Source organism: uncultured Bradyrhizobium sp. (assembly GCF_936928535.1).
Taxonomy (GTDB): domain Bacteria; phylum Pseudomonadota; class Alphaproteobacteria; order Rhizobiales; family Xanthobacteraceae; genus Bradyrhizobium.
The window spans coordinates 18,415-45,056 of sequence record NZ_CAKZHY010000121.1; the positions used below are offsets into that span (position 1 = coordinate 18,415).

The 26,642-nt window shown below is 63.9% G+C and carries 21 protein-coding genes and 1 pseudogene; 12 read left to right on the forward strand and 10 right to left on the reverse strand.

The window, feature by feature from the left end; all coding sequences use genetic code 11:
- Positions 1-122 precede the first annotated feature (122 nt).
- Entirely contained in the window at positions 123-3,275 is a 3,153-nt protein-coding gene (locus Q0687_RS24715) for a multidrug efflux RND transporter permease subunit (protein WP_298882673.1), read from the reverse strand.
- 10 nt (positions 3,276-3,285) lie between these two features.
- Complete coding sequence (locus Q0687_RS24720; protein ID WP_298882676.1) at positions 3,286-4,479, reverse strand: efflux RND transporter periplasmic adaptor subunit; 1,194 nt, start codon at positions 4,477-4,479, stop codon at positions 3,286-3,288.
- A 386-nt stretch (positions 4,480-4,865) separates the two neighbouring features.
- Between Q0687_RS24720 and Q0687_RS24725 the strand changes: the two genes are divergently transcribed.
- Both Q0687_RS24725 and Q0687_RS24730 read left to right on the forward strand, forming a co-directional pair.
- A complete protein-coding gene (locus Q0687_RS24725) occupies positions 4,866-6,566 on the forward strand; it encodes an alkaline phosphatase family protein (RefSeq protein WP_298882678.1) in 1,701 nt (566 codons plus the stop codon).
- A gap of 16 nt (positions 6,567-6,582) precedes the next feature.
- Positions 6,583-7,926 (forward strand): cytochrome c peroxidase, encoded by a 1,344-nt coding sequence (locus tag Q0687_RS24730; protein WP_298882680.1) that lies wholly within the window; start codon positions 6,583-6,585, stop codon positions 7,924-7,926.
- A gap of 8 nt (positions 7,927-7,934) precedes the next feature.
- On the opposite strand, the gene Q0687_RS24735 is transcribed toward Q0687_RS24730, so the two are convergent.
- Positions 7,935-8,576, reverse strand: coding sequence for a glutathione S-transferase family protein (locus Q0687_RS24735; RefSeq protein ID WP_298882683.1), 642 nt, complete (start codon positions 8,574-8,576; stop codon positions 7,935-7,937).
- Between the two features lie 35 nt (positions 8,577-8,611).
- Entirely contained in the window at positions 8,612-9,676 is a 1,065-nt protein-coding gene (locus Q0687_RS24740; RefSeq protein ID WP_298882686.1) for a hypothetical protein, read from the reverse strand.
- Positions 9,677-10,038: 362 nt separating this feature from the next.
- On the opposite strand from Q0687_RS24740, the gene Q0687_RS24745 reads away from it, so the two are divergent.
- Positions 10,039-10,323 carry a pilus assembly protein TadG-related protein gene (locus Q0687_RS24745; protein ID WP_363323987.1) on the forward strand — a complete coding sequence of 95 codons (285 nt, stop codon included), beginning with the start codon at positions 10,039-10,041 and terminating at the stop codon, positions 10,321-10,323.
- Between the two features lie 43 nt (positions 10,324-10,366).
- On the opposite strand, the pseudogene Q0687_RS24750 reads toward Q0687_RS24745, so the two are convergent.
- Positions 10,367-11,860: pseudogene (locus tag Q0687_RS24750) on the reverse strand (NAD(P)/FAD-dependent oxidoreductase).
- A 105-nt stretch (positions 11,861-11,965) separates the two neighbouring features.
- Positions 11,966-12,415 (reverse strand): cupin domain-containing protein, encoded by a 450-nt coding sequence (locus Q0687_RS24755; protein WP_298882689.1) that lies wholly within the window; start codon positions 12,413-12,415, stop codon positions 11,966-11,968.
- Between the two features lie 186 nt (positions 12,416-12,601).
- Here Q0687_RS24755 and Q0687_RS24760 point away from each other — a divergent pair, with 186 nt between their 5' ends.
- Positions 12,602-13,627 (forward strand): AraC family transcriptional regulator, encoded by a 1,026-nt coding sequence (locus Q0687_RS24760; protein ID WP_298882690.1) that lies wholly within the window; start codon positions 12,602-12,604, stop codon positions 13,625-13,627.
- A gap of 18 nt (positions 13,628-13,645) precedes the next feature.
- On the opposite strand, the gene Q0687_RS24765 is transcribed toward Q0687_RS24760, so the two are convergent.
- Entirely contained in the window at positions 13,646-15,505 is a 1,860-nt protein-coding gene (locus tag Q0687_RS24765) for an ATP-binding protein (protein ID WP_298882691.1), read from the reverse strand.
- Between the two features lie 237 nt (positions 15,506-15,742).
- On the opposite strand from Q0687_RS24765, the gene Q0687_RS24770 reads away from it, so the two are divergent.
- A complete protein-coding gene (locus Q0687_RS24770) occupies positions 15,743-17,071 on the forward strand; it encodes an FAD-binding oxidoreductase (protein WP_298882693.1) in 1,329 nt (442 codons plus the stop codon).
- A 7-nt stretch (positions 17,072-17,078) separates the two neighbouring features.
- A complete protein-coding gene (locus tag Q0687_RS24775; RefSeq protein ID WP_298882696.1) occupies positions 17,079-18,005 on the forward strand; it encodes a glyoxylate/hydroxypyruvate reductase A in 927 nt (308 codons plus the stop codon).
- A gap of 14 nt (positions 18,006-18,019) precedes the next feature.
- Here the strand turns inward: Q0687_RS24775 and phaZ are convergent, their stop codons facing one another.
- Positions 18,020-19,243, reverse strand: coding sequence for a polyhydroxyalkanoate depolymerase (gene phaZ / locus Q0687_RS24780; RefSeq protein WP_298882698.1), 1,224 nt, complete (start codon positions 19,241-19,243; stop codon positions 18,020-18,022).
- A 121-nt stretch (positions 19,244-19,364) separates the two neighbouring features.
- Between phaZ and Q0687_RS24785 the strand changes: the two genes are divergently transcribed.
- The gene (locus Q0687_RS24785) at positions 19,365-20,021 is read left to right on the forward strand and encodes a glutathione S-transferase family protein (RefSeq protein WP_298882699.1); all 657 of its coding nucleotides are present in this window, start codon (positions 19,365-19,367) and stop codon (positions 20,019-20,021) included.
- A gap of 278 nt (positions 20,022-20,299) precedes the next feature.
- Here the strand turns inward: Q0687_RS24785 and Q0687_RS24790 are convergent, their stop codons facing one another.
- Positions 20,300-20,524 (reverse strand): hypothetical protein, encoded by a 225-nt coding sequence (locus tag Q0687_RS24790; RefSeq protein ID WP_298882701.1) that lies wholly within the window; start codon positions 20,522-20,524, stop codon positions 20,300-20,302.
- 186 nt (positions 20,525-20,710) lie between these two features.
- On the opposite strand from Q0687_RS24790, the gene Q0687_RS24795 reads away from it, so the two are divergent.
- From Q0687_RS24795 to Q0687_RS24815, 5 genes are all read left to right on the forward strand, one after another.
- A complete protein-coding gene (locus Q0687_RS24795) occupies positions 20,711-21,064 on the forward strand; it encodes a hypothetical protein (RefSeq protein WP_298882704.1) in 354 nt (117 codons plus the stop codon).
- A 186-nt stretch (positions 21,065-21,250) separates the two neighbouring features.
- Positions 21,251-22,096 carry an AraC family transcriptional regulator gene (locus tag Q0687_RS24800; protein ID WP_298882707.1) on the forward strand — a complete coding sequence of 282 codons (846 nt, stop codon included), beginning with the start codon at positions 21,251-21,253 and terminating at the stop codon, positions 22,094-22,096.
- Positions 22,097-22,230: 134 nt separating this feature from the next.
- Positions 22,231-23,157 (forward strand): SMP-30/gluconolactonase/LRE family protein, encoded by a 927-nt coding sequence (locus Q0687_RS24805; protein WP_298882710.1) that lies wholly within the window; start codon positions 22,231-22,233, stop codon positions 23,155-23,157.
- Between the two features lie 154 nt (positions 23,158-23,311).
- Complete coding sequence (locus Q0687_RS24810) at positions 23,312-23,905, forward strand: GNAT family protein (RefSeq protein WP_298882714.1); 594 nt, start codon at positions 23,312-23,314, stop codon at positions 23,903-23,905.
- 16 nt (positions 23,906-23,921) lie between these two features.
- On the forward strand, positions 23,922-25,568 hold the full coding sequence (locus Q0687_RS24815) for a GMC family oxidoreductase N-terminal domain-containing protein (protein ID WP_298882717.1): 1,647 nt from the start codon (positions 23,922-23,924) through the stop codon (positions 25,566-25,568).
- A 185-nt stretch (positions 25,569-25,753) separates the two neighbouring features.
- Here the strand turns inward: Q0687_RS24815 and Q0687_RS24820 are convergent, their stop codons facing one another.
- Entirely contained in the window at positions 25,754-26,596 is an 843-nt protein-coding gene (locus tag Q0687_RS24820; protein ID WP_298882720.1) for a MoxR family ATPase, read from the reverse strand.
- Positions 26,597-26,642 lie beyond the last annotated feature (46 nt).

The window sequence follows — 26,642 nt, forward strand, 5'->3', positions numbered from 1 at the left end:
GAGACGCACACGGCCCATGATGCCATTATGCACCTGTTTTGCCCGACGCCACAAGCTATTTTCTGTAAAAACGAAATTCCTCGTGCTATCCCAATCCCATCCCTACTGTGCATGGGGTTGTTTTACGACTTCACCTCCACCGGCTGGCCCTTCGGCGCCTTCTTCGAGGCGCGCCAGTTCTCGAAGCGCTGCACCACCACGAAGAAGGCCGGCACGAACAGCACCGCGAGGCAGGTCGAGGCCAGCATGCCCGAGAACACGGTGATGCCGATCGACTTGCGCGCGCTGGCGCCGGCGCCGGTCGCGATCACCAGCGGCACCACGCCGAGGATGAAGGCGAACGACGTCATCAGGATCGGGCGGAAGCGGGCGCGCGCGGCCTCGATCGCACTTTCCAGCACCGGCTTGCCGTCGCGGTTATGCAGCTCGAGCCCGACCTCGACGATCAGGATCGCGTTCTTGGCCGACAGCGCGATCAAGAGGATCAGGCCGATCTGGCAATAGAGGTTGTTGTCGATCTTGAGACCGGACAGGATCAGCGTCGGCCCGAGTAGCGACAGCGGCACGGCGAGGATCACCGAGATCGGCGCGTACCAGCTCTCATACTGGCCGGCGAGCACCAGATAGACCAGCAGCATGGCAAGGCCGAACACCCAGTAGATCTGGTTGGAGACCGCCTTCTCCTGGTAGGACATCGCGGTCCATTCGTAGCCGGTGCCCGGTGGCAGCGTCTTGTCGCCGATCTCCTCCATCAACTTCAAGGACTGGCCGGACGAATAGCCCTGCGCCGGCAGGCCGACGATGGTGGAGGACGGGTAGAGATTGTAGAGGCTGATCAGCGACGGTCCCGTCACCGGCGTGATGGTGGCCACCGTGCCGATCGGGATCATGTCGCCGTTCTGGTTGCGCACCTGCATGTTGGCGATGTCGCGCTCGGTGACGCGGAATGCCGGATCGGCCTGGGTGTAGACCTGGAACACCCGGCCGAACTTGTTGAACTGGTTGACGTAGGACGAGCCGAGATAGGTCGACAGCGCCGAGAACACCGCATCCGTCGTCACATGCAGCGTCTGGGTCTTGATGCGGTCGATCTCGACATTGAATTGCGGCACCGACGAGCGGAACGAGGACGAGACCCGTTGCAGCGCGCTCTGGCTCTGTGCATTGGAGACCATCGCGCCGGTGATGGCCTGCAGCTTGGCGAAATCGCTGTTGCCGTCGCGCAGCTCGACCTGCATCGAGAAGCCGGCCGCGTTGCCGATGCCCTGGATCGGCGGCGGCGGCAGCACCAGCGTGCGCGCCTCCATGATGGTGGCGACCCTGTCGTTGAGGCCGTAGACCAGCGAGCGCAGGTCCTCGCCCTTGCCGCGCGCGTTCCAGTCCTTCAGGATGATGTAGGCGACACCGGCATTGGCAAGGCTCGCGCTGTTGTCGAGCGCGGAGATGCCGGCGATGGTGATCACCTGCTGGACGCCGGGCGTGTCCTTGATGATATCGGCGGCCTTGTCGAGCACCCTCTGGGTTCGCTCGAGTGAGGCGCCATCGGGGAGCTGCACGGCTGCGATCAAATAGCCCTGGTCCTCGATCGGCAGGAAGCCGGTCGGGACCCGCGACAGACCGTAGCCGCTGAGCCCGATCACGAGAAGCGCGAATGCCACCGACACGGTCGCGTGCTTCACCAGAAATGTGATCAGCCGAGTATAGCCCCGCTCGACCTTGTCATAGACGGCGTTGAATCCGCGGTAGAAGAAATTGCGCTTTTCCGGCGGCACCGCCGGCCGCAGCCACAGCGCGCATTGCGTCGGCTTCAGGGTTGCCGCGTTGATGGCGGACAACAGCGCGGTCGCCGCGATCACCAGCGCGAATTGCGAATAGATGCGGCCGGTGAGGCCGGCGAGGAACGAGGCCGGCAGGAACACCGAGATCAACACCAGGGTGATGCCGACGATCGGGGCGAACAGCTGGTCCATCGCCCTGATCGCGGCGTCGTGCCCGTTCATGCCCTGCTCGATATTGTGGGCCGCGCCTTCCACCACGACGATGGCGTCGTCGACGACGATGCCGATCGCGAGCACGATCGCAAACAGCGTCGACATGTTGATGGTGAAGCCGAGCGCCGCCATCGCGGCGAAGGCGCCGATGATGGTGACAGGCACCGTGGTCGCGGGCACCAGCATTGCGCGCCAGTCCTGCAGGAACACCAGGATCACGACCAGCACGAGGAGGCCGGCCTCGATCAGGGTCATATAGACCTCGTGCACCGAGGCGTTGACGAATTTCGTGGTGTCGAATGGCGTGTCGTACTTGATGCCCTCAGGAAAGCGCTTGGCGAGCTCGACCATCTTCTTCTCGACGGCCTGCTCGACTTGAAGCGCATTGGCGCCGGGCGACTGGAACACGCCGATGCCGGTGGCGGGCTGCTTGTTCAGCGAAAAGATCTGGCTGTAGGTCTGCGCGCCGAGCTCGACCGAGCCGACGTCGCGTACGCGCGTGACGTCGCCGCTTGTGCCGGTCTTGACGATGATGTTCTCGAACTGGCTGGTGTCGTCGAGCCGGCCGTTGACGTTGAGCGTGTACTGGAACGCCTGTCCGGGCGGTGTCGGCGGCGCGCCGACCTGTCCGGCCGAGACCTGCTGGCTCTGCTGCTGGATCGCCTGGATGACGTCCTGCGGCACCAGCCCGCGCGCCTGCAGCTTGTTCGGATCGAGCCAGATCCGCATGGAATACTGGCCGGCGCCGAACACCGTGACGTTGCCGACGCCGGGCAGGCGGGAGAGCTCGTCGCGAATGTTGATGGTGGCGTAGTTGCTCAGGTAAAGACTGTCGAACCGGGAGTCCGGCGAGGTCAGCGTCACGAACAGCAGGATCGAGGTCGATTTCTTCTGAACGGTGACGCCCTGGTTCTGCACGGACTGCGGCAATTGCGACAGCGCGCTGGAGACGCGGTTCTGCACCAGCACCTGCGCGAAATTCAGATCCGTTCCGATCTTGAAGGTCACTGTCAGCGTGTAGGTGCCGTCGGAGCCGCTGTAGGACTGCATGTAGAGCATGTCCTCGACGCCGTTGACCTGTTGCTCGATCGGCAAGGCAACCGTGTCGATCACGGTCTTGGCGCTGGCGCCGGGATAGCGCGTCGTCACCTGCACCGTCGGCGGCACCACGTCGGGATATTGCGCGATCGCGAGGTTGAACAGCGCCACGCCGCCGATCAGGATCATCAGGAGCGCGATGACGTTCGAGAGGACCGGCCGCTCGATGAAGAATTTGGAGATCATGGCTGGCGCCTCACTTGCTCGAGGCCTGCGGTTGCTCGATCTTGGTCAGTTGCGGATCAATCTTCTGGCCCGGGATCACGCGCAGCAGCCCCGCAATGACCACGCGGTCGTCAGGCTGCAAGCCGCTCTCGATCACGCGCAGGCCATTGTCGGCGGGACCGGTCTGCACCTTGCGCTGTTCGACCACGTTGTCCTTGTTGGCCACCAGCAGATAGCGCCCGCCCTGGTCGCTACCGAGCGCGGTGTCGGGGACGAGCAGGGCGTTCTTGTCCTGGTCGAAGGGCACGCGGACCCGGACGAAATAGCCTGGCAGCAGCACCCTGTTGGCGTTGGGGACGACGCCGCGCACGGCGAGCGTGCCGGTCGATGAATTCAGCGTCGGCGCGACATAGTCGAGCCTGCCTTCATGCGGATAGCCGGTCTCGGTCTGGAGGCCGACCTCGATCGGGAATTGCTTGAGGTCGGCGGGGGTCAGTCCGCGGCGTTGCGCCTCGGCGCGGATGCGCAGCACATCCTGCTCGTTGACGGTGAAGTTGACCCAGATCGGGTCCATCGCAACAATGGTCGCAAGCTGCGTCGGGGAGGAGGCGCCGACGAGCTCGCCGATCGAGACCATGTGCGCGCTGACGATGCCGTCGAACGGCGCGCTCACCTTGGTGTAGCTGTAGTTGAGCTCGGCGATCCTGGTGTTGGCCTGAGCCTGCTGCAGGTTGGCCTGGGCGTTGTCGCGGGTCGACGTCGAGGTATCGAGCGTCGCCTGCGAGACGGCCTGGCGTTGCACCAGATCGACCTGCCGCTTGTAGTCGGCCTCAGCCTGCCTGAGCGAGGCCTGCGCTCCGGCCTCGGCAGCCTGCGCTTGGTCGAGCTTCAGCTTGTAGGTCTCGGGCTCGATCGTGAACAGCTGGGTGCCCTGCTTGACGAAGGTGCCGTCGGTGTAGTCGATCGTTTGCAGAAAGCCCTGCACGCGTGCGACGAGATCGACGCTCTTGATCGGCGCGGTGTTGCCGGTTGCCTCGACATAGCGCGTGACAGGGCGCTGCACGGGTGTGGCGACATCGACCTTCGGTGGCGGCGGCGCCACAAAGGTGTTCTTGTCCTCGCAGCCTGCCAGCACCATCGAGGCCGCCGCGGCGGCCAGGGCCCGCCCAATATGTTTCCGCGCGCCGCGAAATCGTGCGGGACGGACGGGATACGCTGAGGTCATTCGGTGGCCCCCGATGGCTGACTGTCGGTGCGGCAGGCTACCAACAATTGCCTGACCGTGGAACACCATAGCCATGGCAGTTGCGGCCCTTGCACTGCAAACATCGGCGTGGCCTCTGACAGTTTTGCCATGACAAGCCGCTTTTCACTGCGCGCATGATCGACCAGAATTGTGTCAAAGGCCGTCCGACGGAAAATGAGAGCGGCCGGTGTCGACCCCGGCGCACATGCTGGGGCCTTGGATTTGCGAGCGCTGCATTTTCGCTGGTTCGGTCCGCAAAAGTTTTTGTCCCAACAACTGCGCAAAGTGTCTTTGCGTCAAACTGACACAGCTTTGTCACCCGTGATCGCTAGGGTCTCGCCGTCACTCCTTCGGGGCAAGCAAAGATGAAATCCAAATTTTTGACGTCGGCTGCGATTTTCGCGGCCGCGACGACACTTGCGTGCAGCATTCCGGTGCTAGCCAACGACTTCGATCGGGACCACGATGGCGATCATCGCCATCCGCACATCATGCATACCGAGACGCCGATCAAGCATCTCGTGATCATCTTCAACGAGAACCGCTCGTTCGACCATTATTTCGCAACCTATCCGAATGCCGGCAATCCGCCGGGCTCGATTCCCTTCGTGCCGAAGCCGCATACGCCGAAGGTCAACAATCTCGCCAACGCCAATTTGCTGGTGAACAACCCGAACAACAATCCGGCCAACGGCACCGGCGCAACCGATCCATTCCGGCTCGATCGCACCCAGGCCAATACGCGCTCGCAGAACCACGCCTATACGCCTGAGCAGCAGGCCGTCGACAACGGCAAGGAAGATCTGTTCCCGAAATTCACCGGTCGCGGCACTGCCGGCGGCGCCGGCGCGTTTGGCACCAATGGCCAGGTGATGGGCTATTTCGATGGTAACACCACCACGGCCATGTGGAATTACGCCCAGCATTTCTCCATGAGCGACAACGCCTGGACTGACACGTTTGGTCCGTCGTCCCCGGGTGCGCTCGAGGTGGTCTCGGGTCAAACCAACGGCGCCGTGAATATTGTCGGCGTGTCGACGCAGACCGTTCCCGATGGCCAGGGCGGCCTGACCCTGATCGGCGACACCGATCCCGGCAACGACGTGTGCTCGAGCACGACCAGCACGGTCCTGATGAACGGCAAGAACATCGGCGATCTGCTCAACGACGAGCACATCAGCTGGGGCGGCTTCATGGGCGGCTTCGATCTGACGCTCAAGAATGCCAACGGCACGACGGGTTGCGCTCGGAGCACCCTGTCGACGGTCGTCGGTGCGGCCACCGCCGACTACATCCCGCACCACGCCTGGTTCCAGTACTACAAGTCGACCGCCAACCCGACCCATGCGCGACCGAGCTCGGTACGTGCGATCGGTCATACCCATGATTTCAACGGCAAGGTCGATCCGGCCAACCACGCTTACGATCTCGAGGACTTCTATGCCGCGGTGAAGGCGGGCCATCTTCCGGCCGTCTCCTACATCAAGTTGTCGGCCTATCAGGACGGTCACGCCGGATATTCCGATCCGCTCGACGAGCAGGCCGGTACCGTCGAGGTGCTCAACTTCCTGCAGAAGCAGCCGGAATGGCGCGAGACCGCGGTCATCATCACCTATGACGACTCCGACGGCTGGTACGACCACCAGTACGTCGCGCCGAAGAGCGCTTCGTATGATCAGACTGCCGATCAGGTCAATGGTCCGGGCCTGTGCGGCCTCGGCGCCGGCAAGCAGCCGGCTCCGAACGGCCTCAACGGCAAGCCGGTAAACGGTCGCTGCGGTCCGGGCACCCGCATCCCCTTCATCGTGGTTTCGCCCTACGCCAAGAACAACCACGTGAGCCGCACCTACATCTCGCAGGCGTCCGTCGTGCGGTTCATCGAGGACAATTGGCTGCACGGCAAGCGTCTGGGTGGCGGCTCCTTCGATGCGACCTCGGGATCGATCATAGACCTGTTCGACTTCGATCAGGATCACAGCCACGACTTCCGCACCGACGCGCTGTTCCTTGATCCGACCGCGGGCACGGTCATCGTCAGCCCGCCGGACGAACACCACCACCACTAGTCCGACAGGACGCCATATGCACAGCCGCACTTTGTGGCTCCTCGGCGCCGGCCCGCTCTCGCTGGCCGGCGCCGTCTTTGCGGTCGAGACGCGGGGACTGGCCGAAGCGAGCCCCTCGGGCCTCAACCCGAATCCGGTTCATCTCTATCGCTCACCGGTCGAGCCGCTCTCCGCGATGGCGCAGCTTGGCAAGGCGATCTTCTTCGACGCGTCGTTGTCCTCGTCCGGCGCGCTGTCCTGCGCATCCTGCCACAGCCCGGACCATGCTTATGGCCCGCCCAATGACGGCCCGGTGATGCTCGGCGGCGCCAGCCTGTTGCGGCAAGGCGCACGCGCCGTTCCGTCGCTGACCTATCTGGAGCGCCAACCGAATTTCAGTATCGGCCCCGAAAAGGCCGACGACGACAACGTTATGGATATCGCGCAGATGGCGGCGCTCGGCCAGCAGGCCGTGCGCACCACCAAGACCGCGGGCGGCACCGGTGCCTCGGCGAACATCGTGCCGCAAGGTGGGCTGTTCTGGGACGGTCGCGCCGACACGTTGCAGGATCAGGCGCTATTCCCGTTGCTCGATCCCAACGAGATGGACGGCGGGAGTGCCGAGATCGTGGCCGACAAGCTGCGCAGCGCGCTTTACGCCCAGCGCTTCGTCGAATTGTTCGGCGCCGGCGTGATGAGAAATCAGCGGCTTCTGATTGCGGAGGCGATGTTCGCGGTCGCGCGTTACCAGGTGGAAGAGCAGAGCTTCCATCCCTACAGCAGCAAGTATGATCATTGGCTCGAAGGCAAGGCGCGGCTCTCCGAGAGTGAGTTGCGTGGCCTGCAATTGTTCAACGATCCTGACAAGGCCAACTGTGCCGGCTGCCACACCTCGGCGCCGTCCCGCGATGGCCTGCCGCCGCTCTTCACCGACCATCAATACGAGGCGCTCGGCGCGCCGCGCAATGCCGCGCTGGCCGGCAACGGGGATCCCGGCCATTTCGATCTCGGCGTCTGCGGCCCGCATCGAACCGACATGCCCGAGCAGACGCAGTATTGCGGCATGTTCCTGACGCCGACGCTGCGCAACACCGCGACGCGTCACGCCTTCTTCCACAACGGCGTCTTCAGGACGCTCGAGCAGGTGCTCGATTTCTACAATTTCCGCGACACGAATCCGGAAAAGGTGTTTCCGCGTGCTGTCGACGGCACGGTGCGGAAATATGACGACCTGCCCAATAAATATCACGCCAATGTCGATGTCACTGATCCGCCCTTCGATCGTCATCTCGGCGACAAGCCGGCCATGACGGAGCAGGACGAGGCCGACATCATCGCGTTCCTGAAAACGCTGACGGACGGATACAAGGCGGAGAACTAGGCGAGCTCCTACAATCCCGGTGATCTCGCCGCCCAGGCCTTGGTGGCCTGGCAGCTTTCCATCGCTCTCGCGTAGGCAGGGCGTGCCGTCGTGCGGGCGAGATAGTCCCGCTCGGTCGGACCGGGGACGTAGTTGCCCGTTCGCAGGCCGAGCAGGAGGGCGTAGCTCACCGAGATATCGGCAGCCGTGAAGCGGTCGCCGGCCAGATAGGGGCAATGCGCGAGACGGCGGATGACCAAGCTCAGCCGGCTCTCGAAAGTCTCGCGTGCCCAGTGCGTGACGCGGGCATCCCGCTCGGCTTCGGGCGCCAGTTCGCGACCGACAAAGACTGTATTCATCGGTCCGGCGAGCCCCGCTTCGCCCAAATGGAGAAATTGCAGATAGGACGCGAAGGCGGGATCATCAGGGGCAACGGCAAGTGAAGCTGAGCCGTGGCGGGCGAGCAGGTACTGAAGAATCGCGATCGATTCGACCATGACCGTCTCGCCGTCCTGCAGTGCGGGAATGAAGCCTGCGGGGTTGATTGCGAGGAAATCGCGATCGTCCTCTACGGCCAGCAGATCGACCGGACGCAGCCGATAAGCCAATCCCAGCTCCTCAAGCAACCAAACCACGCGGAAGCCACGACCTTCGCCATAGACGGTGAGCATAGTTACGGGTTCCTGCCTCTTGACGGGTTCACGCCTTAGCGCGGTTTGATCTCCGCATATTTCACCATCGCCTTGTCGAACTTGCGCTTGAACAGCCACATCGCGCCCAAAATCTCGCGGAAGCTGGCTGAGCTTCGCGCCCTGTCGAGCTTGCCGAAGGCGAAGATACTGTTGTTGCGCAAGTGTTTCATGATGGTGGGGTTGGACACCCTGTAGTTCAACAGGTCGCCCGACTTCAGTGCCGACCGCGTGGGCGTCGGGATGATCTGGATCAGCTCGAACAGCTTCATCTGTTCGATCGGATCAGGCAGCGTTTTCACGATCCCGGGGATTTCGGCAAACAGCTCGGCATGCGCGTTCATCAGGCCGTCGCGGACATTGGTCCAGTGATTGAAACGACGGTCGGTGCCGCGGGACCGCGCCTCTTCCTTGTCGTCGCGCGCGCTCAATGCGGGATCGGCGGCCGCGATCGTGCCCTTGATCGCCTCCCATTTGCGCTGGCCATTGCGGTCCTCGGACGGGCCGGTCTGCAGGCTGCCCATATAGGTGTTCGAGCGTGCGTTGCGGACGTTCTGCTTGCCGTTCGTCTCGGCATAGTACAGCCCCAGGCTGATACGGCCTGCGGCCTCGGCATCAGCGGGTGCAAGCCCTTTGGCGCGCGCAATCGCGACGCCGAGATCGACGACGTCCTTGAACGGTGTCGACGAATTCTGGGCGCTCGCGGGCGGTGCCTCCATGATCTCGAAGATGTCGGCGTATTCGTCGACTAGCGGCTCGATCGCGGCGTCGAAATAGGCCGGAGGGATCCCGAACTTGTTCGGCTTGCCAATCCGCGACGGCATGGCGTCGGTCAGATCCTTGTAGGTGCTGATGACGGCGACGCGCGCGAGATAGAGCGCCTGGCCCGGCAGGTTCGGCAGGGGCTGCTTCGTCTCGATCTGGTTGCGCCGCTCGGCAAGGATCGCCTTGAAATCGCCGAGCGCGTGCTCGTAAGCAGCGAGTGCCTCCAACTGCGCCGGAGTTTGTGCGCCTTGGCTCGAAGCGGGCGTTACAAGGAACAGGGCCAGCGCCGCGGCGGCAGCATAACATCGTGTTCGCATCGCGGGTTCCCGGAGTCTGCCGATTCGGCTCTCGTGGAGATCGTAAGCCTCAAGGACGCGGGCTGGCGAGGGGCAGTCGAGGATGGCTGGCCGGTTCGTCAAACGCCGGACAAGGCCGTTCGAACTTGCAGGTAACAAACAGGGGCCTGGCTTTTCACCGGGCACCTTTGCGATTCGGTAGCGCCCGACTTGCACAATGTACCGTCCTGTCCCCCCGGGGCAATGCGAGGGCTTTACGCGAAGTTCATCAATTTCGCGACCACGCGCCGGTCCTGGGTCTGTTCCGTCTCATGACCTTATTAGCTCCCGTCAATCATTTTCCCGCGAACTGTCGAGAAGGCCTGGCAATGCCGGATGTTGGAATGGTGCGGCGCTTCGGCCGGCTGCTCTCGCGATTGCATCGTAATGCCCGTGCGAATGTCGCCGCCACCTTTGCGATTGCGATTGTGCCGCTCATTGCGTCGATCGGATGCGCCATCGACTACAGCATGGCAACGCGCATCAAGGCGAAGCTGCAAAGTTCCGCGGATGCGGCGAGCGTGGCCTCGATCTCGGTCAACTCGGCGGGATACAACGCCGCGATGGCGATGACGTCGAACGGATCGGTTGCACCGCGAACACACCTGCCGACATCACGGCGGCCCTGAACGCGATGTTCAATCACGCGGTCCAGGAGGCGCGCATCACCAACTAGACTGCGGCCCGGTACTCCGGCGCTGACGCCAGGAACTTGGCGTAGGCATCGGCGTCGGGTGGCTGGAAGTGGCCGGCGAGTCCGCCGCGCTTTTGCGTTTTTGTGCCGATATCGGCCATCAGCTCGTCGAAATGACGGTAGTGATAGGGCGCGACGCACAGGCCACCATAGACGCCGGCGGCCGGCCGCTCGACGCGCTTGAAGTGCAGCATCATCTCGATGTTGTCGCGCATCTCGCGCTGCGTCGGCTGGTTCTTGAGCTGGCCGTCGGCATAGCGCACCAGCCAGTTCGCGGCGAGATCGGCGCAGAGCACGGTGCAGAACGACGAGTTGAAGCCGACGAAGCCGAGGTCGGGCAGGTCAGGATTCGCGATCAGGCGGTAAAGCCGGTACTGCCCGTCCGCATCAACAAGCTTTTGCTGATAGGCCTCGGGCAGGAAGGGCACGCCGAGCTTGTAGCCGATCGCGAGAACAGCAACGTCGGCCCCGATGCGCTCGCCGCCGCTCATCACGATGCTGTCGCCTTCATAATGATCGAACGTGCCGAACACGGCCTTGATGCGGCCGTCGGCGACCATCGGGTAGAAGCCGGGCGTTGCGATCGGCACCGAGCAGTTGACGCCATCCTCGATCCGCTCCTTCGGCACCATCTTGCACTTGCCAAGCTTGAGCTGGGCCTTCAGCAGGCTCTCCAGCCCGCGCCAGTTCGCCCAGACCAGCGGCGCCGTGAGACGGTATGCGAGCCGTGACATCGCGCCGATGCCCCATCCCGGAAACATCTCCTCCTGCGCGCGGATGTAGAGGATGCGCTTGAAATTCACGAGCCCGCCAATGAAATAGGGGATGCGCCAGACCGGCTCGCGCATCACGATGGTGACCTCGCGCGCACCCGATTTCACTGCGTTGACGGCGATGTCGGTCGCCGACTTCGATCCGCCGAGCACGACGACGCGGCGTCCTTTCGCAAGCTTGGGATCGCCGTATTTCGACGAGTGCAGGATTTGCCCGCCCTGGTCCAGGAAGCTGCCTTCGCCGCGGCAATGCAGCTCGCGCGGCTCGTTGAACTGCCCGGTGCAGACAGCGACGAAGTCGAAGTCCTCGTTCGTGGTCGCGCCGTCTTTGTTCGCAAGCGCGAGCGTCCAGCCGGGCTTGCCATCGGCGCGCCGTGCCATGCCGGCGACCGCCGTGTTGAGCCGCAGCATGCGGTCGAGGCCGAAGCTTTTGGCATAGTCGGCGAGATAGGCATGGACCTGCGGCCCGGTCGGCCATTCCGGTTAGGTATCGGGCATGGCGCGATCGGTGTAGCGGTAGAGATCCTTCGGGCTCTGCGTCTGCACCTCGGGATAGGAGCGCGCCGGCTCCCAGACGCCGCCGAGATCGCCACTGCGCTCGACGACGGTGACGCGGTGGCCGCGGGTGGAGAACGCCTTTGCGGTGGCGAGGCCGGAAACGCCGGCGCCGATCACGCAGACATGCTTGGGGCTGACCATGGGATGGCTCGCAATCGATGTGTTTTGCGCGCAAGCGGCCGCGTTCGGCCGCAAGGTGCGGCCGGCCGAGCTGCAAGCAGGTGAAAGCGACGAGGAGGCGGACGGCTAGTCGTTGGCCTCGGGCGGCAGGAAGTCGACCTCGTGCTGCGCCGAGATGCGCACGACCTCAGCCGGGTCGGTCAGATTATGCAGCTGGTTGAACAGCGCCTCCAGCTTCTGCATCGGCGAGACCCAGAACAGTGCGCGGCACGGCTTGTCGGACTTGTTGAAATAGCCGTGCGGGATGCCGCGGGGCATGCGCACGAGATCACCGGCATGAGCCTTGACCCATTTTCCGTCGAGCTTGAGGTCGAGCGTGCCTTCCTGCACCAGGATGAACTCGTCCTGGGTCGGGTGGATATGCACCGGCACGAACTGGCCGGGATCGCTGTTGGTCTCGAACGCGAAGGTGGAGTCGGTGACGGCCTTGGGGAAGTAGACCTGGCCAAGGATGTTCCAGCTTTTGCCGCCGTAGCCCGTGCCGTTTGCAGTAATGCCCTTTTCGAGTGCAGTCATGGCTCGCCTCCTGTTGAATTCCGGCGAGGATGGAGCTTCAGCCACGCGGGCGCGCCTGTCTATCCGCTAAACGAATCCGTCACGGCTGTTGCCATGCAGCACGACGATTTTGCGACACGGCCCTTTTCGCATCCCCGGAACTATTATAGGCTTAAAGCAATTCCGCGACGCGAAGCATGGTCGACGATGTCCGCAGCCGTGCAGGAAATCAGCGCAAGGGCGTCCGCAGCCGGACGGCTCGCGGCGTTCGCTCGCGTCACCACCGATGATGTCGACGAAGCGGCCGAGCAGATCGGCCGCATCTTCTGCCCGCACGATCTCAAGCCGGCGCAGGTTCGCGCATCGGGATTTTCGGCCCGGCACAATTGCGCGGCTTATGACGGCTTTTCCATCAATTACGTTGCGTATGGCGGGACCGTCAGCATCGATCCCGGCTGCCTCGATCGCTTCTTCCTTGTCCAGATCCCGCTCGCGGGCAGCGCCTATATTCATGCCGGCGCCAGCGGTTTCGATGTCGCGCCTTTCAAGTCGGCTTCGCTGCTGTCGCCGACCATCCCGACGCAGATGACGTGGCGTGACTGTGCGCAGGCGATCCTGCTGGTCGACCGCCGCATGGTGGAGCAACGTGCCGCGGCGCTGTCGGGCAGGGCGGTCGGTGCAGTGGAGTTCGACCCCGTGATCGACCTGAGCGCCCCCTCCGGGCGCCATCTGCAGGCCAGCCTTGCCGAGCTGATGATGCTTGCCGAACGGCTGGGGCCATCAGGCAGGCTTTCACCGACCGCGATGGCCGATTGGCGCGAGATGCTGCTCGATCACCTGCTCAATGGCCAGCGTCACGGCCAGTCGGATGCGATCAGGACGTTCTCGGGTCAATCCGAACGTCTGCCGCGCGCGCTCCGCGCTGCGCGGGACCATCTTGCTGATAATGCCGATGAACCGCTCGATCTCGCGCAGCCGGCCTGCGCGTCAGGCATCGGCATTCGTGCGCTCCAGCTCGGCTTCCGTCGTCACTTCGGCGTATCGATCTCGGAGATGCTGCTCGATATCAGGCTCGTCGGTCTTCACACCCGTCTCGCGCAGGCGCCGCCAGGCGCCTCAATCACCGCCATCGCGTTCGACCTCGGCTTCACGCATTTGAGCCGCATGGCCGGCGCTTACCGCGCGAAGTTCGGTGAGACGCCCTCGGCTACGCTGCGGCGGCGGACGAGCTAGCGAGAGCTGCCGGGAGATCTATCTTCCTGATCGTGTGACGCCATCTTCGGCGGCCTGCCTGCGCAAGAAACCTTCGAGATCGGCCTGCACCGAATAAGGTGTCGGGATCGCATCGCCCGCGGCATCGACCGCGGTGTCGAGCGAGCGGCGCAGCATGCGTGCGAGCTCGGCCTTGCGGTAGGGCTTTGCCAGCAGCGGCGCGCCCGTGGTGCCGCTTCCCGGCGCGTGCGGGGCCTCCTGGGCATAGCCTGAGGTGAACAGCACCCGCAGCGAGGGCCGTGCCGCCACCATCTGATCGGCGAGCTCCCGCCCGTTGATGCCGCCGGCCATCACGATGTCGGTGAACAGCAGGTCGAACGGCGTGCCGCTGGCCGCAATCGCAAGCGCTTCGGTCGCGTTTGCGGCGGGGATGACCTTGTAGCCAAGGCTTTCGAGCTGGACCGTGACGTATTGGCGGACGTCGCGGTCGTCCTCGACGCAGAGGACGGTCTCGGTGCCGCCCACGATCTTGCGCGCATCATAGCTTGCGGGACGCAACGCGCTGGTCTCGGCCTTCGGCAGATAGATCGTGAAGGTGGTGCCGCGGCCTTCTTCGGATTTGACCTTGATGCCGCCGCCGGACTGCTTGACGAAGCCGAACACCATGCTGAGCCCGAGACCGGTGCCTTTGCCGACCTCCTTGGTCGAGAAGAACGGATCGAAGATCCGTTCGACGTGCGCCTGCGAAATGCCCGTGCCGGTATCGCTGATCTCGATCTCGACATAGTCGCCGGCGTAGCCGGCACCGACCGCCATGGCCTCGCGGACACCGAACACCACGTTGCGCGTCGTCAGCGTCAGGCGGCCGCCTTCCGGCATCGCATCGCGGGCGTTGATCGCGAGATTGAGCAGCGCTGCGCTGAGCTGCCCGCGGTCGGCGTAGACAAGCCAGATGTTGCCGTCGAGCTTCCTGATGATCTCGATCTTCTTGTCGAAAGTTGCCAGCAGCAGCTTTGACAGCTCTTCGAGCAAATCATTGACGTCGATATCGGCCGGCTGCAGCGCCTGCTTGCGGGCAAAGGAGAGCAGGCTCGAGGTGAGCGCGGCGCCGCGGTCGGCGGCCTCGCTGATCAGCTTGGTGATGCCAGCGAGCGGCGGATTGTCCTTCACGGCCTCGGCCAGGATTTCGATCGTGCCCGTGATCACCGTGAGCATGTTGTTGAATTCGTGCGCGATGCCGCCGGTGAGCTGGCCGACCGCCTCCATCTTCTGGGACTGGATCAGTTGCTCCTCGGCCGCGCGCTTCTGCGTCAAATCCTTGACGAAGACGTTGATGACGGTGCGGTCGCCGATGCGGAGTGCGGTGCTCGACGCCTCGATCAGGATTTCGTCGCCGGTCCGGTGCACGAGGCTTGCCTCGAAGCGAATGCCGATGGGCGTATCGGACAGTTCCGGCAGCATGCGCATCATGCGCTGCCTGAAGCCTGAGCGCAGCGGCTCGGCGACGAGCAGCTCGACGACGTCGGCGCCGAGGGCTTCGGTGCGCGACCAGCCGGTCAGGGCCTCGGCCTGCGGGCTCCACTCCAGGACAATGCCGGTCTCGTCGGTCTGAATGAAGGCGTCGAGCGCGGTCCTGATGACGGCTTGCGTCATCTGCGAGCTGTCCGTGTATGCCTGTGCCTGGTCAGGCCTTTGGGTGATGCGCTTCTGCTGTGAGCTTGCGATGCTGCGCGCGCAGATGCGTGCGAGCAGCACCGCCGCGGCGCCGCTTGCGAGCAGGGCAGCAATCTGGGCAACGCCGAATCCGGTGCGGGCCACGGCATACGAGACGAAGAGAGCCGCGGCGGTCACGACGGCCTGCGCGGCCATCGCAAGTGTCAGAAGCCCCCTGAGTTTCATGGTCTCACACCAAAGACGACAACCGCCCGGCCGCCCGGTCCCGGGTGCCGCTTGATTTGAGCTACAGACTCCGCGCGGCGGCGTCGAGGGGCAATTTGCGGTCGTGCCGGGCGTCCGCCTCTCCCTTGGGTTCAACCTGCGGGCGAATCGGTCTGACGCGGAGGGCGCGCATGCGAGCAATGCGATTGACAGCTCTATCGAGGCGTGATCGTTCGAACTGACCGCCAGGAGTGCATCATGTCCCCGCCGCTCAACCGTATAAACAGCGACGAACGCCTGCCGGCGCAGGCCGATGTCGTGGTCATCGGCGGCGGCGTCATCGGCGTCTCCGCGGCCTATCATCTCGCCAAGAAGGGCCTCTCGGTCGCGCTGGTGGAGAAGGGCCATGTCGGCGGCGAACAGTCGAGCCGCAATTGGGGCTGGTGCCGTCAGCAGGGCCGCGCGCGTGAGGAGATCCCGCTGGCGCGCGAGGCGCTGCGGCTGTGGGAGGACATGCAGAACGACGCCGGCGTCGACGCCGGCTTCCGTCGTACCGGCGTCTTGTTCCTGACCAAGAACAAGGATGAGCTTGCGAGCTGGGAGCGCTGGGCAGCGGTCGCACGCGAGATGCAGGTGCATTCCACCGTGCTGACGCCGGCCGAGGTCGCCGAGCGCATGCCTGGAAATACCGACCAATGGGTCGGCGGCCTGCACACGCCGAGCGACGGCCGTGCCGAGCCGTCGATGGCAGTGCCTGCGCTGGCCATCGCTGCGCGCAAGCATGGCGTCACGCTTCATCAGGGCTGCGCCGCGCGCGGGCTGGAGACGACAGGCGGGCGCGTCAGCGCCGTCGTCACGGAGAAGGGCACCATCAGGACCCAGGCCGTGCTGCTGGCTGGTGGCGCGTGGTCGTCGCTGTTCTGCCGCCGCCATGGCATCGAATTACCGATCGGCCTTGTCAACGCCACGGCATGCCGGACCACGCCAGGCCCGGAGATCACGTCAGGCGCGCTCGGCACCGATCTCTATTGCATCCGCCGCCGCCTCGACGGCGGCTTCACGCTGGCGTTGCGCAACCGCGGCACGGTCGAGTTGTCGCCCGACCTGTTCCGCTACGCACGCACCTTCTGGCCGACCTATCAGCATCGCAAGAACGGCTTGAAGCTGTCGTTCGGCAAATCGTTCTTCGACCAGATCATGCGCGGCACCAGCTGGAGCTTTGACAAGCCGTCGCCGTTCGAGACCGAACGCGTGCGCGATCCCGAACCCGACATGTCGCTGGTCACTGCGGCGCTGGCCTCGCTGATCAAGGCGAACCCAGAGCTGAAGGACATCGAGATCGCGGAAGCCTGGGGCGGCACCATCGACTGCACGCCGGATACGATCCCCGTGATCTCGCCAGTGGACGCGCTGCCGGGCTTCTTCCTCGCCACCGGCTTCTCCGGCCACGGTTTCGGTATCGGGCCCGCGGCCGGCAAGCTCGCCGCCGACATCGTGACCAACGCAGCGCCGCTGGTCGATCCCGCCGCCTACAGCCACAAGCGCATGATCGACGGCCGGCGGCTCGCGCCGGTCAGCCCGTTCTGAGGCCCGCATGACGGTTCTCTACAAGGCCAATCTGGTGCGCGGCGCGGAATGGGCGACCTTCTTCGCCGAGCGCGCGCCCGACATGCCGTTCCGGCTGTGGCCCGACGTCGGTGATCCCACTGAGGTGCGCTATCTCGTCGCATGGGTGCCGCCGGATGATATCGCAGCGACGTTCCCCAATCTCGAGCTGGTCTTCTCGGTCGGTGCCGGGGTCGACCAGTTCGACATCACAAAGCTGCCGTTGCATGTTCCGCTGGTTCGCATGCTGGACCCCGGCATTACCGAGACCATGGTCGAATACGTGACCATGGCGGTGCTGGCACTCCATCGCGACCTCCTGCACTTCATCGTCCAGCAGAAGCAGCAGGTCTGGCGCGAGATCCGGATCACGCCGGCCAGGCGCCGGCGCGTCGGTGTGATGGGCCTCGGCCAGCTCGGCCAGACCGTGCTTGAACGTCTGAAGGCGTTCGGGTTTCCGCTATCAGGCTGGAATCGCTCGCCGCGCGAGATCGAAGGCGTTACTTGCTACGCCGGTGCGGACGCCTTGCCGAAATTCCTCGCGCAGTCTGACATTCTCGTCTGCCTGCTACCGCTGACGGATGAGACTCGCGGCATCCTCAACGCCGATTTGTTCGCGCGCCTGCCGCGCGGGGCGGCGCTCGTCAATGTCGGGCGTGGTCCGCATTTGATCGAGGCCGATTTCCTCGCGGCGCTCGACAGCGGCGCGCTGTCAGGTGCGGTGCTCGATGTCACCGATCCCGAGCCGTTGCCGGCAGGCCATCCATTCTGGAGCCACCCGCGCATCCTGCTGACGCCGCACAACGCGAGCATGACCAGCCCGGACAGTGGCGTCGATTTCGTGCTCGAAATCATCGCACGACACCGGCGCGGCGAGGCACTGCCGGGCCTGGTCGATCGCACGCGTGGTTACTGAGCCGATCGCGCGCCTTACGAATTCACGTGCACGAAATCCCGCAGCAGCGGATAGATCTCGTTGTTCCAGCGCTTGCCGGAGAACACGCCGTAATGGCCGACGCCGGCCTGCATGTGATGGACGCGGCGATAGGCGCGCACGCCGGTGCAGAGGTCTTGCGCAGCTAAGGTCTGGCCGATCGAGCAGATGTCGTCTTTCTCGCCTTCGACCGTCATCAGCCCCATGCGACCGACGGCCCTGGTGTCGACGGGGCGGCCGCGATGCATCAGCTTGCCTAGCGGCAAGAGGTGCTCCTGGAACACGTCGCGCACGGTCTCGATGTAGAACTCGGCCGGCAGATCCATCACCGCGAAATACTCGTCGTAGAAGGTCTTGATGCTCGCCGCCTTCTCCTTCTCGCCCTTGGCGATGTGGTTGGCGAGGTCCATGTGCTGCTTGATGTGGCGCTCGAGATTCATCGAGACGAACGCCGTGAGCTGCACGAAGCCGGGATAGACTTTCCGGAATGCGCCGCGGCACTGCACCGGCACGTAGTTGATCAAATTGCGCTCGAACCATTCGATCGGCTTGCTCTTGGCGAATTCGTTGACCTTGGTCGGCTGGATCCGCGTGTCGATCGGCCCCGCCATCAGCGTCAGCGTTGCCGGGCGCGAGGGATGATTGCCCTCGCACATGATCGCGGCGGCTGCGAGCGCCGAGACCGAGGGCTGGCAGATCGCGACCATGTGCGGGCGCGGGCCGAGCTGGCCGAGGAAGTCGATCAGATGTTCGGTGTAGTCGTCGAGCCCGAAGCGGCCTTCGCTGCGCGGAATGTCGCGCGGATTGTGCCAGTCGGTGATGTAGACGTCGTGGTCCTGCAGCAGTGTCTTCACGGTGCCGCGGAGCAGCGTGGCGAAATGGCCGGACATCGGCGCCACCAGCAGCATGCGCGGTTGATCGCTCACACCGTCCTTCTTGAAATGCAGCAGCGAGCCGAATGGCGTCGCATAGGCGATCTCCTCGGTCACGCCGACCTCGCGATTGCCGATCATTACGCTGTCGATGCCGTAGGCCGGGCGGTCATAGGTAAGGGTGGAGCGCGAGATCAGCTCCAGCGCCGCCGAGAGCCGGCCGACCACCTGGTCCGACATCCCCTGCGGCACCAGATTGAGGAATCTGAGCGCGGACGAGGCGCCCGCCCGAAACGGTGCCGTCAAATCCATCTGGTTCTGAAAAGCCTGATAATACATCGACATCATACTGAAGCGCTCGCCTGTCCGCTGCTGCCATGCAATATCGGAGCCAGACGAGAGAGGGCCGCCGTTCGAATTGGCACGTCGCTTGCTGCGTGTTTGGCCGGAAACGTGAGGGAAGGGCCCTATGGCGAAGGCGACACTGACCATCAGCAGCAAGAACTATTCGTCCTGGTCGCTGCGTGGCTGGCTGCTGACGAAGTTTTCGGGGCTTGATTTCGAGGAGATCATCACCGCGCCCGATGACGCATCGGCGCGCGCTGAAATCCTGTTGCTGTCGTCCTCGATCCTGGTGCCCTGCCTGCGGCACGAGGGCGCGACGGTCTGGGATACGCTGGCCATCGCCGAATATCTCAATGAGGTGATGCCATCAGCCGGGCTGCTGCCTGATGATCGCGTCCAGCGTGCGCATTGCCGCTCGATCTCGGGCGAAATCCATTCCGGCTTCACGACGCTGCGCGCCTCGTTGCCGGTGAACCTGAAGGGGCACTTCCCCGGCTTCAAGATCTGGTCGCGCGCGCAGGCCGACATCGACCGCGTCTGGTTCATCTGGCACGACTGCCTGGCGAAGTCAGGCGGCCCGTTCCTGTTCGGCGAGAAGCGCACCATGGCGGATGCGATGTACGCCCCCGTGGTGACGCGCTTCGTCACCTACGACGTCAAGCTCGAGCCTGACCTGAAGGCCTATGCCGACACCATCATGGGCATGGACGAGATGAAGGAATGGATCGCAGCGGCAAAGGATGAGCCGGCCGAGATCGAGGAACTCGAGGTCGAATATTAGGCAGCGCCGGGCGGTTTGCCTGATTCCGGAGCGGACGTGGCCAGCGTCCCTCGCCGACCTCTATGTCTTTGCAAATATTAACCTTTGACGTCGGTATCGAGAGCGGCGATTTCATGCGCTGCGCAGATCTTGTGCGTGCCGACGCGGCGATGCCGACATCTAGCCGTGAACAGCCGCGTACGGAGCCATCAGGCTGATTCGGACGTGGTTCGTTCGGGCCGCGTTCCGTTCGTTAAAAGTGGAGCGCGGCCCCGTTGCATTTTGAGACAGACGCGTCGTCAGGCCGCGCCGGAATGCTTCACGCGCGGCACGCGCCAACCGATGACGGTGGCTTCCACCGGGACGCCGGCCGCGTGGTTTTGCCAGCGGCCCTCGACATAGCGGCAGGCAAAGGGCAGCTGGTACGTCCCGCTATGGTCCTCACACAGCACTTCGACCGGCAAGCCAGGCGGCGGTTCTCCGGCGCCATCGAATTCCGCCAGACGTCTATCGCGCGTTGCCATTCCAAAAATCTCCCCTAAGCAAAGCCGCGGAAGGAGCGCCCAACTTCTTCCGCGCGCGGTTCAATGTTCCCCGTCCAAAGGGAACATGCCAAGCTCAACGCGAGAATGCGGTGCGAGTGTGGTAGCCTCCCGCGGCTCTGCGCAATCGGCGCACATTGCCGTGATCGATTTTAATGAGGAACCTTGATGCTGCGCCGGATCGCTCCTGTTTGCTTCGCCATGTTACCGCTCGTCGCGCACACAGAGGTGGCGGCGCAGGACGTTCCCGGCATCGAGATCTGCACCGTCGAGAAGACCATGGAGCGGCGCACCAGCTGCCTGCAGAGCAATGTCGATTTCCTGCAGAAGACCATCACCAAGCTTAATCTCGATCATCAGCAGAAGATCGATGCGGCCAACCGCCAAATCGATGCGTTGAAGGTGACGCTCGCCGGCCTGCAGAAGACCATTGGCGATCTCCAGGCCGCACAGGCGAAGCAGGCTGAGGATTTGAAGAAGAAGCAGGACGCGCCGCCGCCGAAGGATGCGAAGGACAAGTGAGAACGTAGGGTGGATTAGCGCAGCATAATCCACCTCGTTGGTCTCCGCGACGGGAAAGGTGGTGGATTACGCCTTCGGTTAATCCACCCTACGATTGCAGCGTTCGCGGCTCGACCGCAATCCCGATCAAGCGAGGCGCGCGGTGACAGCGCTTCATCGTCCCGCTTCGAATGAGAGCCTTGACCCATGAACCCGGCCCAGCGCGCACTCTGGTACATCGAAAGCCATCTGGCTGAGCCGATGACGCTCGACGAGATCGCTGCGATCGGAGGCGTGTCGCGGTTCCACATGGTGCGCGCGTTTGCCGCAGCCACCGGTTTTCCGGTGATGCGCTACGTGCGGGCGCGACGGCTGAGCGAGGCGGCGCGAAGTCTTGCCAAGGGCGCGCCGGACATTCTCAGCGTTGCGCTGGAGGCGGATTACGGCTCGCACGAAGCATTCACCCGCGCATTTCGCGACCGGTTCGGCGCCACGCCCGAAGCGATCAGGGCCGCGGCATGCACCCACCAGCTCAACCTTCAGGAGCCGATCCTCATGGACTCCACGCGATCAGACAGCCTCAAAGCCCCGCGTTTCGAATCCGCCAAGGCCTTCCTCGTTGCGGGGATCGCCGAACGCATCTCCTGCGACAACGGCGCGATCATCCCGGGCATGTGGGCCCGCTTCCACCAGGAGCTCGCCGACATTCCCGCGCGTATCGGGCAAAGCAAAGATCAAGTCGCCTACGGCGTCTGCTGCAACGGCGATGATTCCGGCAATTTCGATTATATCGCCGGCGTCGAGGTCAGCGATTTCTCCGATCTTGCGCGCCGCTTCGGCCGTATCCGCATCCCCGAGCAGCGCTACGCGGTGTTCACTCACACCGACCACGTCGCCTCGATCCGCCGCACCGTCAACGCGATCTGGAATCAATGGCTGCCATCCTCGGGCTGCAAGGCCGAGGATGCGCCGAACTTCGAGCGCTACGACGAAAAGTTCGATCCCGTGACGGGCAATGGCGGCTTCGAGATTTGGATACCAGTGCGGGGGTAGCGCGCAACGCAGCATTGCGCCCGCTTGCTTGGCAAGGGGGACCTACTTTGTCATAACCGCTGGCAAAACTTGCCAGCGGGGCCCGTGCCGGACATCCCTAGCAAGCCATAACAAGCAGCCCGGAGGGTCCCGCCATGTCCAACATCCGCGTCATCGCCACCGACCTTGAATTTCCCGAAGGGCCGGTCGTGATGCCGGATGGTTCGGTGGTGCTGGTGGAAATCCGCGGCCAGCGCCTGACCCGCGTTTACCCCGATGGCCGCAAGGAGATCGTCGCCAAGGTCCCGGGCGGCCCGAATGGCGCCGCGCTCGGTCCAGACGGAAAAATCTACATCTGCAACAATGGCGGCTTCTCCTGGATCCCCACTGGCAAGATGATCATGCCGGGCCCGCAGCCCGAGGACTATCTCGGCGGCTCGATCCAGCGCGTCGATCTGCACACGGGCAAGGTCGAGACCGTCGTGACCAAATGTGGCGAGCACGATCTGCGCGGGCCGAACGATCTCGTGTTCGACAGGCATGGTGGCCTGTGGTTCTCCGATCTCGGCAAGCGCCGTCCCCGCGAGATGGATGTCGGCGGTATGTATTACCTCAAGCCCGGCATGACCGAGATCGTCGAAATCCTGCACGGCGTGCTGCCGGCCAATGGCATTGGTCTGTCGCCCGACGAAAACACGGTCTACATCGCGGAGACGCCGACGGCGCGGCTCTGGGCCTACGAGCTCTCCGCGCCCGGCGTGCTCAAGCCGCGCGAGGTGATCTATCGCGGCGAGCGGGGAAAACCGATCTGCGGCCTCGGCGGCTACCAGATGTTCGACTCGCTCGCGGTCGAGGCAAACGGCAATGTCTGCGTCGCCACCCTCGTTTCCGGCTGCATCTCGGTGATCGCGCCTGACGGCACCCTGGTCGAGCAGGTCCCGACCGGTGACCGCGTCACCACCAACATCGCCTTCGGCGGCCCCGAGCTGAAGACCGCCTACATCACACTGTCCGGCAAGGGCGAGCTCGTCGCCATGGACTGGCCACGCGGCGGTTTGCCGTTGAATTTTCTGAATAAGTGAATGTAGATGGCCTACACATTCCGCCGTCATTCCGGGATGCGTGCGCAAGCACGCAGGCTCGGAATCCATTGGGCCACAGAGTTTGTGGCTGAATGGATTCCGGGTTCGCGACTGCGTCGCGCCCGGAATGACGGTGGTCATTATGGAGCGAACAATGCCCTGGCCTGAACCCATCACCCTGCGCGGACAGCACGCCCGTCTCGAACCGCTGTCGAAAGCACATCTCCCCGGGCTGACCGAGGCCGTGAAGGACGGCGAGCTTTCAAAGCTGTGGTACACGGCGATCCCGCTGCCGGAGAACATGGGCAAGGAGATCGACCGCCGCTTGGGCCTCCAGGCCGCGGGCTCAATGCTGCCGTTCACCGTGTTCGATGCCGGCGGCAATATCGTCGGCATGACCACCTACATGAACATCGATGCCAACAACCGCCGGGTCGAGATTGGTTCGACCTGGTACGGCAAGAGCGCCCAGCGCGGCCCGCTCAACACGCAGTGCAAGCTCTTGCTGCTCACCCACGCCTTCGAGACGCTGAACTGCATCGCGGTGGAATTCCGCACGCATTTCTTCAACCACCAGAGCCGCCGCGCCATCGAGCGCCTCGGCGCCAAGCAGGACGGCATTTTGCGCAGCCACCAGGTCGCGCCGAACGGCACGCTGCGCGACACCGTCGTGTACAGCATCACCGCCGCCGAATGGCCGACGGTGAAGGCGCATCTGGAATATCAACTCAACGAAAAGCCGCGCTAGGGGCGGCCGAGGCACCATGGATAGATTTGACTATGTGATCATCGGCGCGGGTTCGGCCGGCTGCATCCTCACCTCCAGGCTCAGCGAAGATCCCAACACCAGCGTTTGCGTGCTGGAAGCGGGCCCGAGCGACTGGCACCCCTACATCCATTTGCCGGCGGGTTTCATCAAGACCTTCCATATGAAGAGCATCAACTGGGCCTACCAGCAGGAGCCCGGGCCCTACACCAACGGGCGCAGCATCTATGCGCCACGCGGCAAGACGCTCGGCGGCTCGTCGTCGATCAACGGCCACATCTACAACCGTGGCCAGCGCATGGATTTCGACACCTGGGCGCAGATGGGCAATCGCGGCTGGGGCTATGCCGACGTGCTGCCTTACTTCCGGCGGCTGGAGAAGCGGGTCGGCGAGGGCGACAACAATTTTCGCGGGCGCGACGGCAATCTCACCGTCACCACGATGGACTGGCGCGATCCGCTCTGCGAAGCCTTCATGGAAGGCGCGGTCTCGCTCGGCATTCCCCGCAACCCCGATTACAACGGCAAGACCCAGGAAGGCGTCTCCTACTGTCAGCGAACCATCGAGAAGGGCCTGCGCGTCTCCGGCTCGACCGCGTTCCTCAAGCCCGCGATGAAACGGCCGAACGTCCACGTCCACACGCACGCGCACGCGACCGAGATCATCTTCGAGGGCAAGCGCGCCGTCGGCGTGCGCTACACCAAGGGTGGCCGCGGCGGCACGCCGGTGGAGGTGCGCGCCAACAAGGAAGTGATCCTCTCCGGCGGCACCTATAATTCGCCGCAGCTTTTGCAGCTCTCCGGCATCGGCTCGCCCGACCTGTTGAATGCTCACGGCATCCAGGTGCGTCACGCGCTGCCGGTCGGCGAAGGCCTGCAGGACCATTACGCCCCACGCACCGTGGCGCGCGTCAAAGACATCAAGACCATCAACGAGCTGCGTCGTGGCTGGCGTCTCTGGGTCGAGGCGATGAAATGGGCGACTCAGCGCAAAGGCCTGCTCTCACTGTCGCCGACCATGGTCTATTGCTTCTGGCATTCCGGCGAGAGCGCCGACTCGTCCGATCTCCAGCTCACCTTCACCCCCGCGTCCTACAAGGAAGGTGTGCAGGGCCAGCTTGAGGACGAACCCGGCATGACGGTCGCCTCCTGGCAGCAGCGCCCGGAGAGCCGCGGCTATGTCCGCATCCGATCCGCTGATCCGTTCGCGCCGCCGATCATCCAGACCAATTATCTCGATGCCGAGCTCGACCGCCGCGTCATCGTCGGCGGCATGAAGCTCGCGCGGCGGCTGTTGAAGTCCGCGCCGCTGTCGCCCTATTACGCCTACGAGGATTTCCCTGGCCCCAACATCAACACCGACGACGAATTCCTGGCGGCAGCCACCGAGCGCGGCACCACCACGTTCCATCCCGGCTGCACCTGCCGCATGGGCCCGGCGGACTCGACCTGGGCCGTCGTCGACGACCAGCTCCGCGTCCACGGGTTGGAGGGTCTCCGCGTCATCGACGCCTCAGTCATGCCCCGCATGATCTCGGCCAACCTCAACGCCTCCACCATGATGATCGCCGACCGCGCCTCCGACCTGATCCGCGGCAAGGCCCCGATGGAGGCTGCAAGGATTCCGGATACGGCGGTGGCGTGAGGGCACAACTGGATTACTTCGTCGTTAAGCTCCTCGTAATGACGTGGAGCGAGTGTGCCACACACTCGCTATCGTAGGGTGGGCAAAGCGAAGCGTGCCCACGCCTCTCGCGTATCGCTACCGAGTGGTGGGCACGGCGCTGTGCGCCTCTGCCCACCCTACGGCACCGTGCCACTCGAGAAGCCTCAAACTTCCCGTCGGCTCAAGAACGCCAGCCGCTCGAACAGATGCACGTCCTGCTCGTTCTTCAGCAGTGCGCCGTGCAGCGGCGGGATCAGTTTGCGCGGGTCGCGTTCGCGCAGCTGCTCGACGCTCATGTCCTCGTTGAGCAGCAGCTTCAGCCAGTCGAGCAGCTCCGAGGTCGACGGCTTCTTCTTCAGGCCAGGCACCTCGCGCACCTCGAAGAAGATGCGCAGTGCTTCCTCGACCAGGCGCTTCTTGATGTTGGGGAAGTGGACGTCGACGATGCGACCCATCGTGTCGGCGTCGGGGAATTTGATGTAGTGGAAGAAGCAGCGGCGCAGGAAGGCGTCCGGCAGCTCCTTCTCGTTGTTGGAGGTGATCATCATGATCGGGCGCTGCTTCGCCTTGATGGTCTCGCCGGTCTCGTAGACATGGAATTCCATGCGGTCGAGCTCGAGCAGGAGATCGTTCGGAAACTCGATGTCGGCCTTGTCGATCTCGTCGATCAGCAGCACCGGGCGCTGCTCGGCCGTGAAGGCCTCCCACAGCTTGCCGCGCTTGATGTAGTTCTTGATGTCGGACACCCTGGCATCACCGAGCTGGCTGTCGCGCAGGCGCGACACCGCGTCGTACTCGTAGAGGCCCTGCTGCGCCTTGGTGGTGGACTTGATGTGCCAGGTCAAAAGCGGCGCGTTCAACGCCTTCGCCACTTCCTCCGCCAGCACCGTCTTGCCGGTGCCGGGCTCGCCCTTGATAAGGAGCGGACGCTCCAGCACGATCGAGGCATTGACGGCGACCTTGAGATCATCGGTCGCAACGTAGTCCTTGGTGCCCGTAAATTTCATTGCGCGTCCTTGTTGGTCGTCATCCCAGAGCATTGCTCTGGTTGCG